Origin of the sequence: Jiangella muralis (assembly GCF_001270745.1) — a bacterium.
Lineage (GTDB): Bacteria > Actinomycetota > Actinomycetes > Jiangellales > Jiangellaceae > Jiangella > Jiangella muralis.
Genome location: NZ_KQ434757.1, coordinates 203,392 through 224,767 on the forward strand (window position 1 = coordinate 203,392; position 21,376 = coordinate 224,767).

Here is a 21,376-nt window from a genome sequence, read left to right on the forward strand (position 1 = left end):
ACTGCTGCCGGTACCTCGCCATCCATTGTTCTGGAACATCGGTCTTGCGTGCCAGCCGGGCCCGTTCGGCCTGCTCCTCGGCGATGACGCGGGCCTCGGCGGGCAGGCGGTGCGCGATGACGGCGTCGACCGGTCCGGGCGTGGTGTCGACGTGCACCGACGCCAGCCCGAGCCGGCGCTGCAGCGGCCCTTGCACGATGCGCACGCTCTGCGTCTTCGCGTGCGGGACGGTGGTGAGGTTGCGGTACAGCACGCCCTCGCGCACCACGACGACGTGCTCGTCGACGCCGTAGGCCAGCTTCTTCCAGCCGAACGGACGCAGCCAGCGAGCCGGCCGCGGGGCGTGCGTCAGCGGCACCGACAGCGGGTCGGTTCCCGGCAGCACGTGCCGCAACACCTCGGCCGCCTCCTCGTACGTCGCCACTGGCAGCAGCGTGGACGTGCGGTGGCTGTCGTCAGACGACTCGCCGCTGTAGCCCGCGACGTCGACGTCCAGCCGCACCCAGCCCTTCCCTCTCCACAACAACGGCTGGCGCATGGCTACTCCCTGCACCCGGCCGGGCGGGACCGTCTGGTGCTGGGTGTCGAGCAGGCCCTTGCGGATGCGGTAGCCGTCGGGCGACTCGGCCAGGACGAACGCGAAGTTGCGGCCCAGCTGCCCCCACAGCGCGGCGCCGATGGCGATGACGCCCGGCAGCATCGCCGACAGCAGCCCGACCGTCAGTTCGCTGTCGCGGTAGAAGAAGAACGCGACGCCGATGCCGACGATGAACACGACGCCGGCGACGAACGCGCCGGACAGCACCGTCGACCACACCAGCCGATCCAGCGGCACCTGGTGCACCACCCGCTCCGGCGCCTCCGGCGTGTCGGCGTCGATGCCGGCGGCCCGCGCCAGCAGCTCGGCCCGCAGCCGGACCGCGTCGTCGACGGCGAGATACTGCAGCGGCGCCTCGGCCTTGCCGCCGCCGGCCACCTCCAGCCGCAGCTCCGAAACGCCGAGCAGCCGGCCGGCCAGTGGACGGTTGATGTCGACGGCCTGCAGGCGGTCCAGCCGGACCCGCCGGGAGCGGCGGTTCAGCATGCCGGAGTCGATGCGCAGCGCGTCGCCGTCGAAGCCGTATCGGGTGAACCACCAGGACAGCAGCCCGACGATCATCCCGAAGACGGCGAACGCGAGCACGGTGAGGCCGAACCGGCCCATCTCGCCGGAGCGCAGCGCGTCCTGCCCGCCGATGCCGATGGCCAACGCGAGGAAGCCCCAGCCGCGCAGCAGCGGGGTCAGCGGGTGGAGGCGGCGGAAGTGCTCGGGCGTCGGGTCGACCCGGGCGGGCTTGCTGCCGTCGGCCTCGCTCCCCGGCGTGGTGGTCACAGACCGGCCGCCTGCGCCTCACCGAGCGCCGACAACCGGTCGCGCAGCCGCGCGGCCTCGGCGGCCGGCAGGCCGGGGATCTTCGCGTCGGTGGCCGGCGAGGCGGTGTGCAGCTGGACGGTGGCCAGGCCGTAGCGCCGCTCCAGCGGTCCCGATGCGACGTCGACGAACTGCATGCGGCCGTACGGCACCACCGTCAGCCGGCGGTACATGACGCCGTGGGTGACCAGCAGGTCGTCCAGCCGCTCGGCGTAGCCCCAGGCGCGCCAGTTGCGCGGGATCAGCCACAGCCCCCACACCAGCGCGATCAGCGCCGCGGCGACGACCGGGAGCACGCCGGCCGGCCCGAAGATCAGCCCCAGCACGACCCCGGCGCCGCCCGCGACCAGCGCCACCGTGATCAGCAGCACCAGCCGGCGCAGGTCGACGAGCTTGCGCGACACCTGCTGCCAGGCCTCGCCGGGCGGCGCGAAGAGCTCCTCCTGGTCCACGGCGTCGAGGCTACCGCGCTGCTCATCGCGCAGCGGCGCGGCTCAGCGGATGACGACCGTCTGGATCTCGGCGACCGGCAGGTCCAGCGACGTCGGCGGTGAGACCACGGCGCCCAGGCTGCCGCCCGCCACCGGGGTGCCGCCCTCCTGGCCGGACCACGACGCGACGTAGGCGCCGGTGGCCGTGACGGTGTAGGCGAGCCCCGGCACCCGGGCCGACGAGCGGGTGTGCAGCAGGCTGCAGCCGGCCGACTGGGGCATGCCGGCCGCGTAGGACGTGCTCGCCTGCTCGGCCGTGCAGCCCGCCGACGGTCCGGCCGACGAGCGGACCGTGAGGCGGTCGGGGTCGGCGACGACGGTGGCGGAGTTGTCGCCCGCCGTGGCGGTGACCTCGAGCGGGACGAAGCCGTCGCGCGGGCCGTCGCCGGACGCCACCCAGAACCAGGTGGGGAGGTTGACGTAGGACGCGGCGGCCGGGTTGCGCAGGGTGTCGGGCGCCGGGATCGAGAGGTGCTCGAACGCCACCTCGGCCAGCAGCTCCAGCGGAACCGGCGGCTGCGGCGGTGTGCTGCCCTCGGGCACCCAGATGGTGTGGGCGCCACCGTTGGCCGCGACCAACCGGTCGAAGCACTCGCTGGCCGCGTCGAACTCGCCGCCGACGTTGAGCAGCGTGCCGAAGGCCCAGTGACCGGGCTCGTCGCGGTGCGCCTCGATCTCCTCCAGCGGCGGGTAGACGAAGGTCTGCTCGTTACCGGGGCCGACGGGGTTGTCGAGGTCGTCGTACTCCAGCGCCCAGTTCTGGTACGCCCACTCGCCGGTGGCGAACTCCATGACCTCCCAGTAGCAGGGCGAGGGCACCGGCCGTCACGCCGGTGAACAGGGCCACTCGTACGCGTCGCACTGTCGTCTCCCGTGGGGGTGTCACTCGGCCAATAGGGCTGGATGCGGCGGAGCGGTCAACCGCAGTCATGATCGGCTCCCTGCACGTCGGCGACGACCCAGCCGTCGCCGTCGGCGGCCAGCTGCACCAGCACCGGCAGGAGGTCGCCGCGACTGCCGGTGACCTCGGCGCCCGCGGCGTCGACGTCGTAGGTGTCGCGGCCGTCCATGCAGTCCTGGATCGCGGCCGTCGGGCCGCTGACCGAGGCCACGAGCGGTTCGAGGCGCAGCGTGCCGATGGTGCGATGGTCGTCGGCCAGCAACTGTTGCGCCACGTCGACGACGCGTTGGCGCTGCGGGTCGGCGGAGAGGTCGAGCAGCGGCTGGTGAGCGGGGTCGGGCAGGCTCAACGCGGTGAGGTCGGCGCGCCAGAAGTCGAGGTACGCCTCGTACACCGCGAGGTCGGCCGGCGCCTCCGGCGGCTCGCCACCGACGTCGAGCGCCCAGTCCTGCTCGGCCGCCGGGCCGGTCGGGTCGCCGGTCGGCTCGGCGGACGGGTCGCTGGTCGGCTCGGCGCCGCCCGTGCCGTCGTCGCCCGGGGTGCTGTCGACGTCCAGCAGGCCCAGTGGCGGCTCGCCGGGCGCCTCACAGCCCGCCAGCAGCACGGCCGACACCGCCACCGCGGCGACCATCCCACGCACTCGCATTCCGCCCACCTCGCGCGAAAGAGATCCATTGCGACAATCTGCCGAAGGTGAGCGTACCGCGTGTCAGCCGATCATTCCCCGTGCCCCGTGGGCGGGATGTACTCACCCGCTGCGACGTCGACGCCGAGGGTGTTGCCGGGCGGCGCCAGCGGGCAGGTCCACGCGGGGTCGTAGGCGCAGGACGGGTTGTAGGCGAAGTTGAGGTCGGCGACCAGCGCGTCGTGCACCGAGCCGCCGAGGTCGGCGCCCTTGACGGTGTCGAGCAGGTAGCGCCCGCCGCCGTACGTCGCCCGCCCGGCCGACGCGTCCTTGACCGGCACGAACACCCCGCCGCCGTAGGAGTCGAGCCACCACACGTCGAGGTCGCCGAGCGGCAGGTGCAGCCGTCCGGCCAGCACGAACGGCACGACGCCATCGGTGGCCGTGGGCACGTCGAGCCGCCGCGGCTCGACGTCGGGGTCGACCGGGAGCACGAACCGCAGGGCGGGGTCGTACGGCGCGTGCCGCAGCCCCGCGAAACCGGCCCGCGCCTCGGGCGGGACCGGCGACGCGGGATGCGTCCGCACCAGCTCGTCGCGACCGGCGACCCACTGCTCGTGGGCCCGCGCCGGGTCCGTCGCGCTCTCGGCCCGCACGTGGGCGTAGAGCTCGTGGACCCGGCGCCGCCAGTCGAGAACGTCGAGCGCGCTGATCGAGGTCAGAGCAGCCCCTTCTCCTCGAGGTACGCCTTCGCGACGTCGGCGGCCTGCTGCCGCTCGGCGTCGACCTGCGCGTTCATCGTGGCGAGGTCCTCGGTGGTGAGCACCTCGGCCAGCTGGTTGAGTGCGTCGGCGATGGCGGGGTCGCTGGCCGACTCGGTGTTGACGACCGGCACGAGGTTGTCGGCGGCCTGCAGGCCCTTGTCGTCCTCGAGGGTCACCAGGTCGAACTGGTCGAGCGTGCCGTCGGTGGTGCCGACCAGGCCGAGCTGCGCGTCGCCGCGCTGAACCGCCTGCTTGGTCTCACTGGTGCTGAACCCGGTGGCCAGCGGCGGGTCGACGATGTCGAGGCCGTAGACCGACTCGAGCCCCGGCTCGCAGAACGGGCGGTCGGGGCACTCCTCGACCGCGGCCAGCGTGATGGGCTGGCCCAGCGCGGCGAGGTCGGACAGTGTGGTGAGGTCGTTCTGCTCGGCGAACTCCTTCGTGACGGCGAACGCGTTCTGGCTGGCCGCCTCGGCGGGGTCGAGGATGGTCAGCCCGCGCTCCTCGGCCAGCGGCCGCGCCGCCTCGACCGTCTGCTGCGCGTCGGACGTGGCGACGGGCGAGGTAGACGGCGCGTCGGGGCCGTTGACGGCGCCGTTGAGGAACTCGGCGAACGTGGCCAGGTACTCGGGCACGACGTCGATGTCGCCGCTCTCGAGCGCCGGCTCGTAGATCTCCCGGGCGTCGACGGACTGGATGTCGACGTTGTAGCCGGCCTTCTCGAGCAGCGCCGCGTACATCTCCTGCATGATCACCATCTCGGTGAAGTTGGCGCCGCCGACCGTGAGGTCACCGCCGCCTCCACCCTCGGTGGCCGTCGAGTCGCTGTCGCCCTCGAACGGGTCGTCGTCGCCGCCGCACGCCGTCAACGACAGCGCCAGGCCGGCCGCGGCCGCCAGCACGGCCGCTCGTCTCCGCATGGTCATGACATTCACCGGTGTCACCTTCTGTGTCCCGTGCCGGGCATCGGGCCCAGCACGCGTGTCCGGCGAGCACCCTCGTTAGCGCCCGCGTGGAATCAGTCAACTACGCGCCACTGACAACCTCGTCCTGGACCAGCGGCATTCCCCGGTCACGATCGGGTCTCGACCGGCGCCGCCGCGCGCGCCGCATGGGGTCGACGGCCCGTTGCAGCCACGCCATCATGCCCTCGACCGACAGTGCGAGCAGCCCGACGATGATCGCCCCGCCGATGATCTGCGGGGTGTCCTGGCGGCCGAAGCCGCTGGTGATGATGCGGCCCAGGCCGGGGCCGGAGATGACGGCCGCGAGGGTCGCGGTGGCCACGATCTGCACCGTCGCCAGCCGGATACCGCCCATGATGAGCGGGACGGCCAGCGGCAGCTCGACGCCGCGCAGCAGCTGGGTGCCGCTCATGCCCATGCCACGGGCCGCCTCGACGGCGTCGCGGTCGACCTCGCGCATGCCGACGTAGGCGTTGGTGAGGATCGGCGGGATGCCGAACAGCACCAGCGCGATGATCGTCGTCCAGTTCGAGAGCCCCAGCGGGGTCATGTACAGCATCGCCAGGATCGCGAACGTCGGCACCGCCCGGCCGATGTTGCTGATGTTGATGGCCAGCGTGCCGCCCCGGCCGAGGTGCCCGAGCCACAGCCCGATCGGCAGCGCCACGAGGCAGGCCAGCAGCACCGACACGCCGCTTATCCACACGTGCTCCACGAGCCGCGTGCCCACCCCCGTCGGACCGGACCAGTTGTCCCCGTCGAACAGCCAGGCCAGGCCGTCCAGCAGCCCGTTCATGCGGTCACCGTCCGTCGCCAGGGCGTGAGCCAGCGTTGCAGGCCGAGCAGCAGCGCGTCGGCGACCAGCGCCAGCACCACGCAGAGCACGGAGGCCGTCAGCACCTCGGCGTGGAAGTTGCTGCTCAGGCCGCGATTGATGAGGTTGCCCAGGCCGCCGTGGTTGACGATCATGCCGATGGTCGTCAGCGCCACGGTCGACACCGTCGCCACCCGCAGCGCCGCGAAGATCGCCGGGACGGCCAGCGGCAGTTCCACCTTGCGCAGCAGCCGCAGACCGTCGTAGCCCATGCCGACCGCCGCCTCGCGGACGTCGTCGGGCACGGCGTCGAGCCCGGTCAGGATGCCGCGGACCAGGATCGTCAGCGAGTACAGCACCAAGCCGACCACGACCGTGCTGGTCGTGATGCCGGTGAACGGCAGCAGCAGCGAGAACATCGCCAGCGACGGGATGGTGTAGAGCGCCGTCGACGTGCCGAGGATCGCGCCACGCAGCCACCGAACCCGGCGGGCGACGACGGCCAGCACCAGCGCGACCACGAAGCCGATGACCACCGAGATCACGGTGATGTAGATGTGCTGGACGAGGGCGTCGGTGATGTCGTCGCGGCGGGTTCTGAGGTACTCGCCACACACCCAGTCGTTGCGAACGAGGCAGTTGTCGGTCAGGGTTGCCGTATGAACGGGCCCGGAGAGCGCCATTCCGCTGACGCTACCGAAGAACCGATGATTCGTCTCGACCGCGTCTCCAAGCGGTACCCCGACGGCACCGTCGCGGTGCAGGAGCTGACCCTCGAAGTGCAGCGCGGCGAGCTGGTCGTCCTCGTCGGGCCATCGGGCTGCGGCAAGACCACCACCATGAAGATGGTCAACCGCCTGGTCGAGCCGACCGGCGGGCGCATCGTGGTCGACGGCGTCGACGTCACCGACGCCGACCCGGTCGCGCTGCGCCGCGGCATCGGCTACGTCATCCAGAACGTCGGGCTGTTCCCGCACCGCACCATCGAAGAGAACATCGCCGTCGTGCCCGAGCTGGTCGGCTGGCCGCGCAAGCGCCGCCACGAGCGGGCTCGCGAGCTGATGGAGCTGGTCGGCCTCGACCCCGCGGTACACGGCAAGCGGTACCCGCACGAGCTCTCCGGCGGCCAGCGGCAGCGCGTCGGCGTGGCCCGCGCGCTCGCCGTCGATCCGCCCGTCCTCCTCATGGACGAGCCGTTCAGCGCCGTCGACCCGGTGGTCCGGGCGCAGCTACAGGACGAGTTCCTGCGGCTGCAGGACGACGTCCGCAAGACCATCCTGTTCGTCACGCACGACATCGAGGAGGCGGTCCGGCTGGGCGACCGCATCGCGGTGTTCAAGCAGGGCGGCCGGCTGGAGCAGTTCGACACCCCGGCGGCCATCCTCGGCGCGCCGGCCACCGACTTCGTCGCCGACTTCGTGGGCGCCGACCGCGGCCTCAAGCGGCTCTCCGTCACCGCCATCACGCCAGCCGATCTCGAGCACCCGCCGGTGGTCGACGTCGACGACGACCTCGCCACGGCCGGCGCCGCCCTCGGCGACGGGCGCTGGGCCGTCGTCCTCGACGGCGACGGCGGGCTGGCCGGCTGGGTGGGCCAAGGCATGCTGACCGGCGCCGGGAAGGTCCGCGACCACGCGCGGCGCATGGAGGCATGGGTCGAGCTGGACGACTCCCTCAAAGTGGCGTTCGCGGAGATGCTGCAGTGGAACGCCGGCTGGATCGCCGTCCTGGACGACGACGACCACTACGTGGGCGTGCTGACGCCGGCAACACTGCACGCGGCGCTGCGCCGGTCGATCGAGGCCGAGGCGCAGGACGTCGCGCGGGCCGAGGTGGTGCTGGAGACGGTGCAGAACGCCTGACTCAGGCGCTGCGCTCCTGGCGCTGCTGCGGCGCCGGGGCGGCCTTCTTCTTGTGGTCGGCCTCGGGCAGCAGGTCGGTGTTCTTGTCTTCCCACTTGATGAGGTCGACCACCGTCGGGGCCTCGGAGAGGTCGGGCCACAGGTCGTTCCACTCCGCGCCCTCGGCCAGCCGGGCCAGCTCGACGCTCGGGGTGGACGCGCCGGGACGGGCGCTGCGGGCGGCCGCGATCTCGGCCTCCAGCAGGTCCAGCTTCGACCGCATGACGTCGATGCGCTCGGACGCGACGTCGAGCAGGCCGACCATGTGGTCGGTGAACTCGCGGTGCTCCTCGGAGTAGCGGGCGTGTGCCTGGGAGTACTCCGCCGCCTGCTCGGCGCGGACCGACGCCACCTCTACCCGCAGCCGCCGCTCCAGCCGGAGCACGAACCCGCCGAGGACCGCCGCACCGATGGCGCCCGCGGCGGCCGCGATGCGCGGCCACGGCCCGTCCAGGACCATGGCGGCGACCGTCAGCGCGATGGCCGCCGCGGGAGCGGCGACGGCGAGCAGACGGACAGCGGTCAGACGGCGGCGGTGACGGACGGAGGCCATGGGCGTCACCGTACCTTCTTGTACGGCGCGAATCGGACTTCACACGCCGCGCCACACCGGGAACTTCCGTCCCGCGTTCACCACCGCCTGCCGGGCGCCCGCAGGCGGAAACCCGGGTGACCCCAGCGCGCTGTCTGGGTAGGGTCGGGCGGTGCCCGAGCTGCAGCGGCTGCATGCTGATCACGCCCCGGCGGTGCTGGCCTTCGAGCTGGCGAACCGCGCCTACTTCGCCGCCTCCATCTCCGACCGCGGCGACGCGTACTTCGAGCGGTTCGCCGAGCGGTTCCACGCCCTGCTGGCCGAGCAGGAGGCCGGCGTCTGCGCCTTCTACGTGCTGGTCGACGCGGACGGCTCGGTACTCGGGCGGTTCAACCTGGTCGACCTCGAGGACGGCGCCGCGACACTCGGCTACCGGGTCGCGCAGCACGTCACGGGCCGTGGCGTGGCGACCGCGACCGTCCGGGAACTGTGCCGGCTCGCGGCGTCGCGGCACGGGCTGCGCACGCTGCGGGCGGCCACCGCCGAGACGGGCGTCGCGTCCCTGAAGGTGCTGACCAAGGCAGGGTTCGTCCTGGTCGGGCCGGCCGACCCGGACGAGCTCGGCGGCAAGCCGGGCAGTTGGTACCAGCGTGACCTGGAGACCTGAATGAGTGGGTCCGATTGATCGTGGCTACGCGGCCAAGAACGGGCACCTATCAGGGGGCAGTCTGGGCACACCTCGATGCCCGGAGCCGTCTTCGATGGCGAGAAACGTCCGAAAGGCCCCTCGAACACGACTCCCGCCATCGAAGACGACTCCGGGAGTCGAGGACGACCAAACGGCGCACCGGCACGAACGACGAACGCCAGCCAGCCAGGCGAACTGCGCACCCGGGCGGGCTCTGCCCGCACTTCCCCCGTCCCCCTGTGGCCATGACGGCCAACCGCCGCACGACGGCGAACCGTCCACTCACCGTGTGAGATCACTGCGCCGGGTGGGGCGGATCACTGTTCCCCTGGCAACAGCAACGCCACCCAGCACACACAGTGATCCCACCCAGTGACGGCGCGTGTCACCGAACGTGGCTGGTCGGAGCCTAGGCAGGCTAGGCGGGGTGGGCGCCGTTCTCCTCGTCGGACGGCGGCGGGACCTCGCCGGCGCGTTCGAGGCGGACAGCGGCCACCGTCAGCACGACCGCGGCCACCACGACGATGGCGGAGAGGATGGCGCGGTTGCGGCCCATCGGCGAGTCGAGCAGGCCGAGCGCCAGCAGGCCGAGCCCCGTGTAGACGCCGGTGAGCAGGGCGCCGAAGTACGCCGACGCCTTGGCGAGGGCGACGGAGCGGGCGACGCGGAGTGCGTCGATGCGCCGGTCGAAGCGCCGCTCGGTGATCCAGCCACGCACCGCCCGTTCGCCGGCGAACATGCCGATGGCCAGGAACAGCAGCAGCAACGGGAGCACCCACGGGATCGGCGGGAGCGCACCCGACGCGGCGTCGACGATGCGGCCGATCGACCAGCCGACCGGGACCGCCACCACGGCGACCCAGATCAGCGAGCCGATCTTCGTCCGTTGCACGGTGTGCCGCGACCCGCGGGTCAGGCCGGGATCTCGAGCGCCTCGTCCAGCCGGCGTACGCCGGTGGCGTCGACGGCCGAGCTCAGCTCCACGACGCGGCCCAGGCCGGGCACCGCGAAGTCGGGGTCGACGTCGGCCCACGGGATGAGCACGAACGCCCGCTCCGCGAGCCGCGGGTGCGGCACGTGCAGGTCGTCGTCGTCGGAGGTGACGTCGCCGACGGCGAGCACGTCGATGTCGAGCGTGCGCGGGCCGTTCGGGACGTCGCGGGTGCGGCCGTAGGCGGTCTCGGTGGACTGGGCCCGCTCCATCAGCGAGCGCGGCGACAGGGTGGTGTCGACGACCAGGACGGCGTTGAAGAAGTTCGGCGAGCCGTCGGGGGTGTCGACCGGCTCGGACTCGTAGACCGGCGAGACCGCGACCGGCACGATCTCGGAGGAGTCGGTGAGGGTGTCGACGGCCGCCTGCAGGAACTCGAGACGGTCGCCGAGGTTGCTGCCCAGCGCGAACGCCGTACGCCGCAGCGGGCGCAGATCACCCGTCAGGGTGTCGGCGTCGACGACGTTGGGGTTGGGGACATTGGTCACGTTCGGGCCCTTCGAATCGTCACGGTCACGTCGTCGAACGGCACCGCCACCGGCGCCTCCGGCTTGTGCACGGTCACTTCCGCCGCCTCTACCCTGGAATCGTCCAGGCAGAGGTCCGCGATGCGCTGAGCGAGGGTCTCGACCAGCCGGACCGGCTCCCCCGAGACGAGGCCGACCACCCGTTCAGCAAGACTGCCATAGTCCACGGTGTCGGTCAGGTCGTCACTCTGGGCCGCCGCACGGGTGTCGACGCTCAAGGCGACGTCGACGCGGAACAGCTGGCCGTTCTCCCGTTCATGGGGGAACCAGCCGTGATGTCCGCGCGCGGTCAGGCCGCGCAGCTCGATACGGTCAGGCACCCCACGACCCTACTGGCCCGCACACGCACATCGTGCACTCGGACGAGGGTGGGATTGGCCACGCCCGCTCACCCTTGCGCGAGCCGGGCCGCGACGCGCACCGCGTCCAGGGTCGCGGGGACGGTGTGGACGCGGACGCACCAGGCTCCGGCCAGCGCGATCGTCGTCGACAGCGCGTCGGTGGCGGCGTCGCGGCCGACCGGCGGGCGGCGTTCCCCGGTCGCCGGGTCGGCCAGCAGCTCGCCCAGGAACGTCTTGCGCGACGCGGCGACGAGCAGCGGCAGTTCCAGCGCGTGCAGCTCGGCCAGCCGGGCCAGCAGCGTCCAGTTGTGGTCCCACGTCTTGGCGAAGCCGAGCCCGGGGTCGACGGCGATGTGCTCCGGCTTCACCCCGGCGGCGAGGGCGGCGTCGACCCGCGGCCGCAGCTCGGCGAGCACGTCGGCGACGACGTCGTCGTAGGCGATCCGCTCCTGCATGTGGTCAGAGTGCCCGCGCCAGTGCATGAGGACGACCGGCACGTCCGCCTCGGCGACGACGCGCAGCATATCCGGATCGGCCAGCCCGCCCGACACGTCGTTGACCAGCCGCGCACCGGCCTCCAGTGCGGGCGCGGCGACCTCGGCCCGCATGGTGTCGATCGAGACGATGGCGCCCGCGGCGGCCAGCTCGCGGATCACCGGCAGCACCCGGCGCCGTTCCTCGTCCGGTGACGGCCGGTCGGCGCCGGGCCGGGTGGACTCGCCGCCGACGTCGACGAGGTCGGCGCCCTGCTCGATCAGCTGCAGCCCGTGCTCGATCGCGTCGCCGGGCTCGTACCAGAAGCCGCCGTCGGAGAAGGAGTCGGGCGTGACGTTCACGACGCCCATGACGAGCGTGCGGTCCGGCCGCGGCAGCCCCGCGACGTAGCGCACCGGGCGGCCGTCGCTCATCGGCGCAACGCGATGTCGGTGCGGTGGTGGCTGCCGTCGAGCCTGATGTGCCCGACCGCCTCGTACGCGCGGGCCCGCGCCTCGTCGATGTCGTCGCCGACCGCCGTGACCGACAGGACGCGGCCGCCGCTGGAGACGACGGCGCCGTCAGTGTCGATCCGGGTGCCGGCGTGCAGCACCTCGACCCCCTTGACGGCGGCCGCGTCGTCCAGCCCGTCGATCCGGTCGCCGGTGCGCGGCGCCGCCGGGTACCCGTGCGCCGCGACGACGACGGTGACCGCGGCGCCGTCCCGCCACACCGGCTCCGGGTGCTGGGCGAGCATGCCGGTGGCCGCGGCCCGCAGCAGCCCGCCGAGCCCGGACCGCAGCCGGGCCAGCACGGCCTGCGTCTCCGGGTCGCCGAAGCGGGCGTTGAACTCGACGACGCGCACACCGCGCGAGGTCAGCGCGAGCCCCACGTACAGCAGGCCGGCGAACGGGGTGCCGCGGCGCAGCATCTCGTCGATGGTCGGCTGGACGACCCGCGCCATGACGTCGTCGACCAGGCCCTCGGGCGCCCACGGCAGCGGCGTGTACGCACCCATGCCGCCGGTGTTGGGGCCCTCGTCGCCGTCGTAGGCGCGCTTGAAGTCCTGCGCCGGGGTGAGCGGCACGGCGACCCGGCCGTCGGTGACGCAGAACAGCGACACCTCGGGGCCGTCGAGGTACTCCTCGATGACGACGCGGCCGCAGGCCTCGGCGTGCGCGAGCGCGGCCGCGCGGTCGTCGGTGACGACGACGCCCTTGCCGGCGGCCAGGCCGTCGTCCTTGACGACGTACGGCGCACCGAAGCGGTCCAGCGCGGCCTCGGCCTCGGCGCGGGTCTCGCAGACCACGGCCATGGCCGTGGGCACCTCGGCCGCGGCCATGACCTCCTTCGCGAAGGCCTTCGACCCCTCCAGCCGGGCGGCCCGCCCGGACGGGCCGAAGCAGGCGATGCCGCGCGCCTTGACGGCGTCGGCGACGCCCGCGACCAGCGGCACCTCGGGACCCACTACGACGAGATCGGCGTCGAGCCGGGCGGCGAGGTCGGCCACGGCCTCGGGCTGGTCGGCGACGACGGAGTGGACGGCGACGTCCGCGGCGATGCCGGCGTTGCCCGGTGCGGCGTGCACCTCGGAGACCTCGGGGTCGCGCAGAAGGCAGCGCACGAGGGCGTGCTCGCGGGCGCCGGAACCGATGACGAGTACCTTCACGGACGCCGACCCTATCGGGCGAGGGCGGCCGCCACTTCCAGTGTCCGCACCTGGTCCTGCGCCGGGCCGACCGGCAGCACCATCAGCTCGTCCACGCCGGCGTCGGCGAGGGCGCGGAAGGCCCGGCCGACGACCGCCTCGTCGCCGACGACGACGGTCTCGGCGGGGGTCCGGACGCCCTCGCGGTCCAGCTGGGCCCGGTAGCTCGGCAGGTCGCCTGCGATGCCGAAATGCCGCTGCACCCAGTCGCGCGCGCCGTCCGGGTCGCTGGTGACCGCGACGCCGACCCCGGCGACGACGGCGGGCCGTTCGCGCCCGGCCGCGGCAGCGGCGGCGGTGAGCGCCGGGACGACGTGCTCGCCGATCGAGCGCGGCCCGGCCCACATGGTGACGACGCCGTCGGCGAGTTCGCCGGCCACCCGCAGCATCGCCGGGCCGAGCGCGGCCAGCAGCAGCGGCGGCGTCTCCACCCCGGCCACGGTGACCTGCCCGTTCGCCGTCAGCAGCTCGCCGGAGTATTCGACCGGCTCGCCGCGCAGCAGCGGTCGCAGCGCGGTCAGGTACTCGCGGGTGTGCCGGACCGGCCGGTCGAACGGCAGGCCGTACTGCCCCTCGACGATCGGCGCGTGGCTCGGCCCGACGCCCAGCCGCAGCCGCCCGCCGGTCGCGGCCTGCGCCGTCAGCGCCTGGGCGGCCAGCGCCAGCGGATGCCGCGGGTGGGTGCGGACGACGGACGTGCCCAGGCGCACGTCCGGCACGGCCGCGCCGACCGCCGTCAGCAGCGTCAGCGGGTCCCAGCCGGACCGCTCGCTCAGCCACACGGTCTCGTACCCGGCCGATGCCGCCGCCCGGGCCCGTTCGGCCACGGCCGCGACGCTCACGCCGTCGTCGTCGATCCACACTCCGGTGCGCAGGTTGTCCATGTCCCTGAGTCAAGCCGCCGGAACAGTGCGGACCAACGGCCAGTTGTGCTGTGCAGCGATCACGCCCGGTGATCGACACGGGAGGTCGAGGGTGGAGCTGCGCCAGCTCAGGTACTTCGTCGCGGTCGCCGAGGAGCTGCACTTCGGCCGGGCCGCCGAGCGGCTGCACATCGTCCAGCCCGCGGTCAGCCAGCAGATCGGCCGGCTGGAGCGGGAGTTCGGCGTGCGGCTGTTCGACCGCTCGTCGCGCCACGTGCGGCTCACCGACGCCGGCCGCCGGCTGCTGGAGCGGGCCCGGCGGGTGCTGGCCGCGGCCGCCGACACGACCGCGCTGGCGGACGAGCTGGCCGGACGGTCCGGCGTGCTGCGGCTGGGCGCCGGCGCCGGGCTGGAGCGACGGGTCGCGCGCGGGCTGGCGGCGCTACGGGCGGACCGGCCGGACCTCGGGGTGGAGTTCGCCGACGGCCCGATGAGCGCCCACCTGGACGCGCTGCGCCGCGGCGACCTGCACGCCGTCCTGGTCCGCGGCGCCGTCGAGAGCGACGACGAGCTGGTCGCCACGCCGGCGTGGTCCGACGAGGTCGTGGCGGCGCTCCCTGCCGGGCATCCGCGGGCCGGCGCCGACGCCGTCCGCGTCGCCGACCTCGCCGGTCACCCGGCCCGGCTGCCCGCACCACAGTGCGACGGGCCGTTCCACCACCTGCTGGCCGGGGCTGGGGTGCGGCCGGCGCCGGACCGCCCGGCGGGCACTGTCGAGCGGACCCTGCTGGAGCTGGCCGGCGGCACCGACCAGTGGGCTCCGATCCCGGCCAGCGGACCTCCGCCGCCCGCCGGCGTGCGCACGCTCCGGTTCGACCCGCCGCTGCCGTTGCCGGGCGTCGTCGTGACGTCGGCGCGGATGCTCGCGGACTGCCGGGCCGGGCTGGTGGCTGCCTTCGGCGGGCCCGACATCATCGACTACGGTGGACGCTGATGAGCGAACGATGGATCGACCTCGTCGGCGCGGTCAACGTCCGCGACCTCGGCGGGCTGCCCACCACCGACGGCGGCGTCACCCGGTTCGGCCAGGTGCTGCGCTCCGACAACCTGCAGGACCTCATCGGCGACGACATCGGCCGGCTCACCGGCGAGCACGGCCTGCGCGACGTCGTCGACCTGCGCACGACGTACGAGGTGACGTCCGAGGGCCCCGGCCCGCTGGCCCGCGTCCCCGACGTCACCATCCACCACCTGTCGCTCTACCCCGAGACCGGCGTCGCCACCGACGTCGAGGCCGACAGCGTGCTGCCGTGGACCGCCAAGACCGGCGGCGAAGCCAGCTGGGTGAACACCGGCGTCTACTACACGAACTACCTGCGGCACCGGCCCGGCAACGTCGTCGCGGCGCTGCGGACGATGGCGACGTCAGGCGGCTCCACGCTGGTGCACTGCGCGGCCGGCAAGGACCGCACCGGCGTCGTGTGCGCGCTGGCGCTGTCCGTCGTCGGCGTCGACCGCCAGGCCGTCGTCGACGACTACGCGCAGACCGGCGAGCGGATCGACGCCATCATGAGCCGGCTCAAGGCCACGGCCACCTACGCCGCCGATCTCGATGGCCGCCCCAACGACAGCAACGTGCCGCGGCCCGAGTCGATGCACACATTCCTCGACTTCATCGACACCGAGTTCGGCGGGCCGGCCGGCTGGCTGGGGCAGCACGGCTGGACCGACGCCGAGACGGCCGAGCTGCGCGCCCGGCTGGTCGGCTGACGCGGCCGTCAGACACCCCCTAGCGCCGCCTCCAGCCGTGTCCGCACGCCCGGCCACTCGTCGCGCAGGATCGAGTAGTAGACGGTGTCGCGCCAGCTGCCGTCGGAGCGGCGCATGTGGTGACGGAGCACGCCCTCGCGCACCGCGCCCAGCCGCTCGATCGCGCGCTGCGACCGGACGTTGAGGTGATCGGTCTTCAGCGCCACCCGTTCCAGCCCCAGCGTCTCGAACGCGTGCCCGATGACCAGCAGCTTCGTCGCGGTGTTGACCTCGGTGCGCCACCACGCCGGCCCGATCCAGGTGGCGCCCACCTCGACCCGCCGATTCGCGGCGTCGACGTCGAGGTAGGACGTCGACCCGACGACCTGGCCGTCGGCGCGGCGCCGGATCGCCCACGGCACGACCTCGCCATGAGCGGCCGCCGCCAGCGCCCGCTCCAGCGGTCCGGCCAGCCCGTCCGGCCCCGGCCGCCAGATGTAGACCCAGCGGAACAGCTCGTCCGGCTCGGACACGGCGGCGTCCAGCTCGGCCAGGTGGGCCGGGGACAGCGGCTCCAGCTCGATCCAGTCGTTGGCCAGTGGGACGGCGGCGATGCTCGTGGTCACCGACCCATCATCGCCGATTTGCCAGCCGGGGCGGCTTCTGGCCAAGCTCGGTGCCGAGCCTGACGAAAGGACCATCCGCGTGATCATCCGGCCGTACGAGCCCGCCGACAGCGACGCGCTCTACGACATCTGCCTGCGCACCGGCGACAACGGCGGCGACGCCACCGGCCAGTTCGCCGACCCGCGCCTGCTCGGCGAGATCTTCGTCGGGCCGTACCTGCGCTACGAACCGGACCTGGCGTTCGTCATCGACGACGGCGCACCGGCCGGCTACGTGCTGGGCGTGCGCGACACCCCGGCGTTCGAGCGGGTCTGCGAGCGGGAGTGGTGGCCGCCGCTGCGGGAGAAGTACCCGCCCGGCTCGTTCCCGGCCGGCACCCGCGACGCCTCCTATGTCGAGCGGCTGCACGTGTCCCGCACGGCCAACCCCGAGATCGTCGCCGAGTACCCGGCCCACTTGCACATCGACCTGCTGCCCCGGGCGCAGGGCCAGGGCATGGGCCGGGCGCTGATGGAACGGCTGCTGGCAGCGCTGCACACGGCCGGCGCGCCCGCCGTCCATCTGGGTGTCAGCGCGGGCAACACCCGCGCCCTCGCGTTCTACGAGCGGCTCGGCTTCCAGACCCTGTACCAGTCGCCGAACGGCCGCACGATGGGCCGCCCGACAACCTGAGCGGACGGCGTCAGCGCACGAGGTCGCGGACCGCGACGATCTGCTCGCGGCCCGGCCCGACGCCGACCGCGGAGATCGGCGCCTTGCACAGGTCCTCGACGGCATCGAGGTAGCGGCGCGCGGCCGGCGGGAGGTCGGCCAGCGTGCGGGCGCCGCTGATGTCGTCGTCCCAGCCCTCGAAGTACTCGAAGATCGGGACGGCGTGGTGGAACTCCGTCTGCGTCATCGGCATCTCGTCGTGCCGGACGCCGTCGATCTCGTACGCGACGCACACCGGCACCGGGTCGTAGCCGGTGAGCACGTCGAGCTTCGTCACCACGAGGTCGGTGGTGCCGTTGATGCGGGTGGCGTACCGGCCGATGACGGTGTCGAGCCAGCCGCAGCGGCGCGGGCGTCCGGTCGTCGTGCCGAATTCGCCGCCCGCCTTGCGCAGCCGCTCGCCCTCGTCGCCGAACAGCTCGGTCGGGAACGGGCCCTCACCGACGCGGGTGGTGTACGCCTTGAGCACCGCGATGACGCCGTCGATGCGGGTCGGCGGGATGCCCGAGCCGGTGCAGGCGCCGCCCGCCGTCGCGTTGGACGAGGTGACGAACGGGTAGGTGCCGTGGTCGACGTCGAGCAGGGTGGCCTGCCCGGCCTCCATGATGACGACCTTGCCGTCGGTGAGCGCCTGGTCGAGCAGTAGCGCGGTGTCGGTGACCATGGGCCGCAGCCGCTCGGCATAGCCCAGCAGCTCGTCGGTCACCTCGTCGACGTCGGCCGTGCGCCGGTTGTAGACCTTCACCAGCAGCTGGTTCTTCTGCTCCAGCGCGCCTTCGACCTTCTGCCGCAGGATCTTCTCGTCGAACAGGTCCTGCACCCGCAGCCCGACCCGCGACATCTTGTCGGCGTAGGTGGGGCCGATGCCGCGGCCGGTGGTGCCGATCTTCCGCTTGCCGAGGAACCGCTCGGTCACCTTGTCCAGCGTGCGGTTGTACGACGGGATCAGGTGCGCGTTGGCGCTGACGACCAGCTTCGACGTGTCGACACCGCGGGCCTCGAGCCCGTCGAGCTCCTCGAACAGGACGGCGAGGTCGATGACGACGCCGTTGCCGATGACCGGCGTGACGGTCGGCGTCAGGATGCCCGACGGCAGCAGGTGCAGCGCGTAGGTCTCACCGTCGATGACGACGGTGTGGCCGGCGTTGTTGCCGCCGTTGAACTTCACGACGTAGTCGACCTGGCCGCCGATGAGGTCGGTGGCCTTCCCCTTGCCTTCGTCGCCCCACTGGGCGCCGACGAGCACGATCGCGGGCATGCGGTGTGTCCCCCTGTGTCGAGGTGCGGAGTCGTGCGGGGGACCGGAACGATCCCCCGCACGGTCAGCCGAGCGCTTCGGCGGCTTCCGCGCTGGAGTCGCGGAGGAACTGCGCGCAGCGGGCGGCCTCGTCGGTCTCGCCGATGGCCTCGGCGGCCCGGCCGAGCGCGTTCAGCGACCGCAGGAACCCGCGGTTCGGCTCGTGCGCCCACGGGACGGGTCCCTGGCCGCGCCAGCCGGCCCGCCGCAGCTGGTCGAGTCCGCGGTGGTAGCCGGTGCGGGCGTAGGCATAGGACGTCACCGCGTCGCCCGCTGCGAACGCGCGGTCGGCGAGGTCGGCCCACGCCGCCGAAAAGGACGGGTGAGCCGCCGCCACCGTCGCGGCGTCGACGCCCGACTCCAGCGCCTCGCGGGCCGCCGGGTCGTCGGGCAGCAGCGTCTCGGGCGGGCCGGACAGCAGGTTCTCGCCCGGCATCAGCGGATCTTCTGACCGGCCGACCGCAGCTGCTGGGACGCCTCGACGACGCGCTCGGCGAGGCCCGTCTCGGCCAGCTTGCCCCACGCCCGCGGGTCGTAGGCCTTCTTGTTGCCGACCTCGCCGTCGACCTTCAGCACGCCGTCGTAGTTGGTGAACATGTGCGACACGACCGGACGCGTGAAGGCGTACTGGGTGTCGGTGTCGATGTTCATCTTGATGACGCCGTAGTCGACCGCCGCGCCGATCTCCTCGGCCGTCGAGCCGGAGCCGCCGTGGAAGACGAGATCGAACGGCTTGTCCTTGCCGTAGCGCTCGCCGACCGCCTGCTGGATCTCGCGCAGGATCTCGGGGCGCAGCTTGACGTTGCCCGGCTTGTAGACGCCGTGCACGTTGCCGAACGTCAGCGCCACGATGTAGCGGCCGCGCTCACCCAGCCCGAGCGCCTCGGCGGTGGCCAGGCCGTCCTCGACGGTGGTGTACAGCTTGTCGTTGATCTCGTGGGCGACGCCGTCCTCCTCGCCGCCGACGACGCCGACCTCGATCTCGAGAATGGAGTTGGCCGCGGCCGACAGCGCCAGCAGCTCCTCGGCGACCTTGAGGTTCTGGTCGAGCGGCACGGCCGAGCCGTCCCACATGTGCGAGTTGAACAGCGGCGCGCCGCCGTTCTTGACCCGCGAGGTGGACAGCTCCAGCAGCGGCTTCACCCAGTGCTCGACGGCGTCGAGCGGCGCGTGGTCGGTGTGCAGCGCGATCTGGACGTCGTAGCTCTGCGCGACCTCGTAGGCGAACGCGGAGAACGCGACGGCGCCGCGGACGCGGTCCTTGACCGTCGGGCCGGAGATGTACTCGGCACCCCCGGTGGAGATCTGGATGATGCCGTCGCTCTCGGCCTCGGCGAACCCGCGGATCGCCGCGTTGATGGTCTGCGACGACGTCACGTTGATGGCCGGATAGGCGAACGAGCCGTTCTTGGCCCGGTCGATCATCTCGGCGTAGACCTCGGGAGTGGCGATGGGCATAGACGCTCCGTTCCGGTCGGACGGCAGTACCCAGCCGCCCGGGCTCAGCCCCACGTCTACGGGGGGCACGCATGTCAGGCCCAGTATTCACTGTAACCCGGCGGTAACGCGAAACCGCCCGCACCGGCGCCGCGAACGGGCACGCCACAAGGCCCGGCCGATAGGCTGGGGGTCGCTTTACCCACGAGCTCAGCAGAGGAGACGCCGTGCCTGAGCGCACCGCAGTCGTCGCAAGCAAGGCCGGTCTGCATGCCCGGCCCGCCGCGGTCTTCGTCAAGGCCGCCGCGGAACAGCCCACCAAGGTGTCGATCCGCAAACCCGACGGAGACCCGGTCGACGCGTCCAGCATCCTGTCGATCATGACGCTCGGTGTCGAGCAGGGCGACCAGGTGATCCTGTCCGCCGATGGCGAGAAGGCCGACGACGCCCTCGACGCCCTCGTTGCGCTGCTGGAACGCGACCTCGACGAGTAGGCGGCACTTCGCACTTCGCTCGACGCTGCAGGTGGCTCGTCCACCTGCAGCGTCGTCGTTTACGGGTGGGTCCGGCGGCGCTTGTGGTCCCGGACATTACTCGGTTATCCTACAAATCAACGCCATGCCGGGAGGAGTTCACGTGGCCCAGGGGGATCAGCTCACGCGACTGACGGCGCTGCCGCGGCCGCCGAGCCTGCACGAGTCCGTGCAGGCAGCGCTGCGCGACTACATCCTCACCAACGGACTGCGCGCCGGCGACGGCCTACCGGCCGAGGGCGCGCTGGCCCAGCAGCTCGGCGTCAGCCGCAACTCCGTCCGCGAGGCGGTCAAGGGACTGGTGTCCCTCGGCATCCTCGAGACCCGGCGCGGCAGCGGCGTGTTCGTCAAGGACTTCTCGCTGTCCCTGCTCATCGACAACCTCCCGTTCAACCTGCTGTTCGACTTCAGCGAGCTGGCCGACCTGCTCGAAGTGCGCCGCGCCGTCGAGAACGACCTCATCGAGCGGGCCGTGCGCGACATGACCGACCGCACCCGGTCCGAGCTCGGGCAGATCCTCAGCGAGATGAAGGAGAAGGCCGACCGTGGCGCGGACGTGCTCGACGAGGACCGCCGGTTCCACCGCACCCTCTTCGCCGACGCCGGCAACGCCGTCGCGCTGAAGCTGCTCGACGCGTTCTGGCTGACGATGAGCCGCGCGGTGTCGCAGCGCGCCGAGATCGCCGACGACCGGCCGTCCGACACCTACCGCCAGCACGACGCCATCTACCGGGCCGTGCTCGACGGCGACGTCGCGGCCGTCCACGACGCCCTGTCCGACCACTACTCGCCGATCCTGACCCGGCTCGACCGCACCAAGCCGCTCTGAGTCCTGCCGTTGCGGGCGCGGACCTCCGCTGGTCCCGCGCCCGGCTTCGCCCTGCTCTCTTCCGTTCGCATCGATGCCTTCGAGGAGCTGCCATGTCCGTGTCGCCGATGACCCGGCGTGGTGGGGTGGTAGCGAACATCGTGCCGCGCCAGAGCCCCGGCCCTGACGGCCGAAGCCGTCGTCCGGCACTTCGGTTC

General features: G+C 72.7%; 26 protein-coding genes. 7 read left to right on the forward strand and 19 right to left on the reverse strand.

All coding sequences use genetic code 11. The annotated features are described in order from the left end of the window. The 8 genes from ACW62_RS14385 to ACW62_RS14420 form a co-directional block, all read right to left on the reverse strand. The coding region (locus tag ACW62_RS14385; RefSeq protein WP_157574768.1) for a PH domain-containing protein at nt 1–1,372 on the reverse strand (1,372 nt) is incomplete at its 3' end. Beyond that, entirely contained in the window at nt 1,369–1,863 is a 495-nt protein-coding gene (locus ACW62_RS14390) for a PH domain-containing protein (RefSeq protein WP_053204795.1), read from the reverse strand. The genes ACW62_RS14390 and ACW62_RS14385, both read right to left, overlap by 4 nt. Before the next feature lie 42 nt (nt 1,864–1,905). After that, nucleotides 1,906–2,694, reverse strand: coding sequence for a hypothetical protein (locus ACW62_RS14395; RefSeq protein ID WP_053204796.1), 789 nt, complete (start codon nt 2,692–2,694; stop codon nt 1,906–1,908). Nucleotides 2,695–2,819: 125 nt separating this feature from the next. Continuing rightward, nucleotides 2,820–3,449 carry a hypothetical protein gene (locus ACW62_RS14400; protein ID WP_157574755.1) on the reverse strand — a complete coding sequence of 210 codons (630 nt, stop codon included), beginning with the start codon at nt 3,447–3,449 and terminating at the stop codon, nt 2,820–2,822. 71 nt (nt 3,450–3,520) lie between these two features. Beyond that, nucleotides 3,521–4,084 carry a DUF1684 domain-containing protein gene (locus ACW62_RS14405; protein WP_205629346.1) on the reverse strand — a complete coding sequence of 188 codons (564 nt, stop codon included), beginning with the start codon at nt 4,082–4,084 and terminating at the stop codon, nt 3,521–3,523. A gap of 62 nt (nt 4,085–4,146) precedes the next feature. Next, nucleotides 4,147–5,118 carry an ABC transporter substrate-binding protein gene (locus ACW62_RS14410; protein ID WP_053204799.1) on the reverse strand — a complete coding sequence of 324 codons (972 nt, stop codon included), beginning with the start codon at nt 5,116–5,118 and terminating at the stop codon, nt 4,147–4,149. Between the two features lie 100 nt (nt 5,119–5,218). Next, a complete protein-coding gene (locus ACW62_RS14415; protein WP_053204800.1) occupies nt 5,219–5,953 on the reverse strand; it encodes an ABC transporter permease in 735 nt (244 codons plus the stop codon). After that, nucleotides 5,950–6,654: an ABC transporter permease gene (locus tag ACW62_RS14420; RefSeq protein ID WP_053204801.1), complete on the reverse strand. Its 705-nt coding sequence runs from the start codon at nt 6,652–6,654 to the stop codon at nt 5,950–5,952. The genes ACW62_RS14415 and ACW62_RS14420 overlap by 4 nt, the downstream gene beginning before the upstream one ends. Nucleotides 6,655–6,678: 24 nt before the next feature. Here ACW62_RS14420 and ACW62_RS14425 point away from each other — a divergent pair, with 24 nt between their 5' ends. After that, nucleotides 6,679–7,833, forward strand: a complete 1,155-nt coding sequence (locus tag ACW62_RS14425) for an ABC transporter ATP-binding protein (protein ID WP_053204802.1) — start codon at nt 6,679–6,681, stop codon at nt 7,831–7,833. Nucleotide 7,834: 1 nt separating this feature from the next. Here the strand turns inward: ACW62_RS14425 and ACW62_RS14430 are convergent, their stop codons facing one another. Further along, the gene (locus ACW62_RS14430) at nt 7,835–8,425 is read right to left on the reverse strand and encodes a hypothetical protein (RefSeq protein ID WP_053204803.1); all 591 of its coding nucleotides are present in this window, start codon (nt 8,423–8,425) and stop codon (nt 7,835–7,837) included. A 151-nt stretch (nt 8,426–8,576) separates the two neighbouring features. Between ACW62_RS14430 and ACW62_RS14435 the strand changes: the two genes are divergently transcribed. Beyond that, nucleotides 8,577–9,071 carry a GNAT family N-acetyltransferase gene (locus ACW62_RS14435; RefSeq protein ID WP_053204804.1) on the forward strand — a complete coding sequence of 165 codons (495 nt, stop codon included), beginning with the start codon at nt 8,577–8,579 and terminating at the stop codon, nt 9,069–9,071. 439 nt (nt 9,072–9,510) lie between these two features. Here the strand turns inward: ACW62_RS14435 and ACW62_RS14440 are convergent, their stop codons facing one another. The 6 genes from ACW62_RS14440 to ACW62_RS14465 form a co-directional block, all read right to left on the reverse strand. Then, the gene (locus tag ACW62_RS14440) at nt 9,511–9,984 is read right to left on the reverse strand and encodes a DUF3180 domain-containing protein (RefSeq protein ID WP_053204805.1); all 474 of its coding nucleotides are present in this window, start codon (nt 9,982–9,984) and stop codon (nt 9,511–9,513) included. 20 nt (nt 9,985–10,004) lie between these two features. Next, complete coding sequence (folK, locus tag ACW62_RS14445) at nt 10,005–10,571, reverse strand: 2-amino-4-hydroxy-6-hydroxymethyldihydropteridine diphosphokinase (RefSeq protein WP_053204806.1); 567 nt, start codon at nt 10,569–10,571, stop codon at nt 10,005–10,007. Next, a complete protein-coding gene (folB, locus tag ACW62_RS14450; RefSeq protein ID WP_053204807.1) occupies nt 10,568–10,930 on the reverse strand; it encodes a dihydroneopterin aldolase in 363 nt (120 codons plus the stop codon). Before folB ends, folK begins: the two co-directional genes overlap by 4 nt. 68 nt (nt 10,931–10,998) lie before the next feature. Beyond that, nucleotides 10,999–11,859: a dihydropteroate synthase gene (gene folP / locus ACW62_RS14455; protein WP_205629347.1), complete on the reverse strand. Its 861-nt coding sequence runs from the start codon at nt 11,857–11,859 to the stop codon at nt 10,999–11,001. Then, nucleotides 11,856–13,094 (reverse strand): phosphoribosylamine--glycine ligase, encoded by a 1,239-nt coding sequence (purD, locus tag ACW62_RS14460; RefSeq protein WP_053204808.1) that lies wholly within the window; start codon nt 13,092–13,094, stop codon nt 11,856–11,858. The genes folP and purD overlap by 4 nt, the downstream gene beginning before the upstream one ends. An 11-nt stretch (nt 13,095–13,105) precedes the next feature. Further along, nucleotides 13,106–14,017, reverse strand: coding sequence for a TIGR03564 family F420-dependent LLM class oxidoreductase (locus ACW62_RS14465; RefSeq protein ID WP_205629348.1), 912 nt, complete (start codon nt 14,015–14,017; stop codon nt 13,106–13,108). 91 nt (nt 14,018–14,108) lie between these two features. Between ACW62_RS14465 and ACW62_RS14470 the strand changes: the two genes are divergently transcribed. Continuing rightward, on the forward strand, nt 14,109–14,990 hold the full coding sequence (locus tag ACW62_RS14470; protein ID WP_053204809.1) for a LysR family transcriptional regulator: 882 nt from the start codon (nt 14,109–14,111) through the stop codon (nt 14,988–14,990). Continuing rightward, nucleotides 14,990–15,766: a tyrosine-protein phosphatase gene (locus ACW62_RS14475; protein ID WP_053204810.1), complete on the forward strand. Its 777-nt coding sequence runs from the start codon at nt 14,990–14,992 to the stop codon at nt 15,764–15,766. The genes ACW62_RS14470 and ACW62_RS14475 overlap by 1 nt, the downstream gene beginning before the upstream one ends. A gap of 8 nt (nt 15,767–15,774) precedes the next feature. On the opposite strand, the gene ACW62_RS14480 is transcribed toward ACW62_RS14475, so the two are convergent. Then, nucleotides 15,775–16,371: a GNAT family N-acetyltransferase gene (locus tag ACW62_RS14480; RefSeq protein WP_053204811.1), complete on the reverse strand. Its 597-nt coding sequence runs from the start codon at nt 16,369–16,371 to the stop codon at nt 15,775–15,777. Nucleotides 16,372–16,450: 79 nt separating this feature from the next. Between ACW62_RS14480 and ACW62_RS14485 the strand changes: the two genes are divergently transcribed. Next, nucleotides 16,451–17,044, forward strand: coding sequence for a GNAT family N-acetyltransferase (locus tag ACW62_RS14485; protein ID WP_205629349.1), 594 nt, complete (start codon nt 16,451–16,453; stop codon nt 17,042–17,044). A gap of 10 nt (nt 17,045–17,054) precedes the next feature. On the opposite strand, the gene ACW62_RS14490 is transcribed toward ACW62_RS14485, so the two are convergent. The 3 genes from ACW62_RS14490 to fbaA form a co-directional block, all read right to left on the reverse strand. Further along, nucleotides 17,055–18,341: an adenylosuccinate synthase gene (locus ACW62_RS14490; protein WP_053204812.1), complete on the reverse strand. Its 1,287-nt coding sequence runs from the start codon at nt 18,339–18,341 to the stop codon at nt 17,055–17,057. Nucleotides 18,342–18,405: 64 nt separating this feature from the next. Further along, nucleotides 18,406–18,816 carry a DUF3151 domain-containing protein gene (locus ACW62_RS14495; protein WP_053204813.1) on the reverse strand — a complete coding sequence of 137 codons (411 nt, stop codon included), beginning with the start codon at nt 18,814–18,816 and terminating at the stop codon, nt 18,406–18,408. Next, on the reverse strand, nt 18,816–19,838 hold the full coding sequence (fbaA, locus tag ACW62_RS14500; protein ID WP_053204814.1) for a class II fructose-bisphosphate aldolase: 1,023 nt from the start codon (nt 19,836–19,838) through the stop codon (nt 18,816–18,818). The genes ACW62_RS14495 and fbaA overlap by 1 nt, the downstream gene beginning before the upstream one ends. Nucleotides 19,839–20,044: 206 nt before the next feature. Here fbaA and ACW62_RS14505 point away from each other — a divergent pair, with 206 nt between their 5' ends. Continuing rightward, on the forward strand, nt 20,045–20,311 hold the full coding sequence (locus ACW62_RS14505) for an HPr family phosphocarrier protein (RefSeq protein ID WP_053204815.1): 267 nt from the start codon (nt 20,045–20,047) through the stop codon (nt 20,309–20,311). 142 nt (nt 20,312–20,453) lie between these two features. Then, on the forward strand, nt 20,454–21,179 hold the full coding sequence (locus tag ACW62_RS14510) for a FadR/GntR family transcriptional regulator (RefSeq protein WP_053204816.1): 726 nt from the start codon (nt 20,454–20,456) through the stop codon (nt 21,177–21,179). The last annotated feature ends 197 nt before the right edge of the window (nt 21,180–21,376 follow it).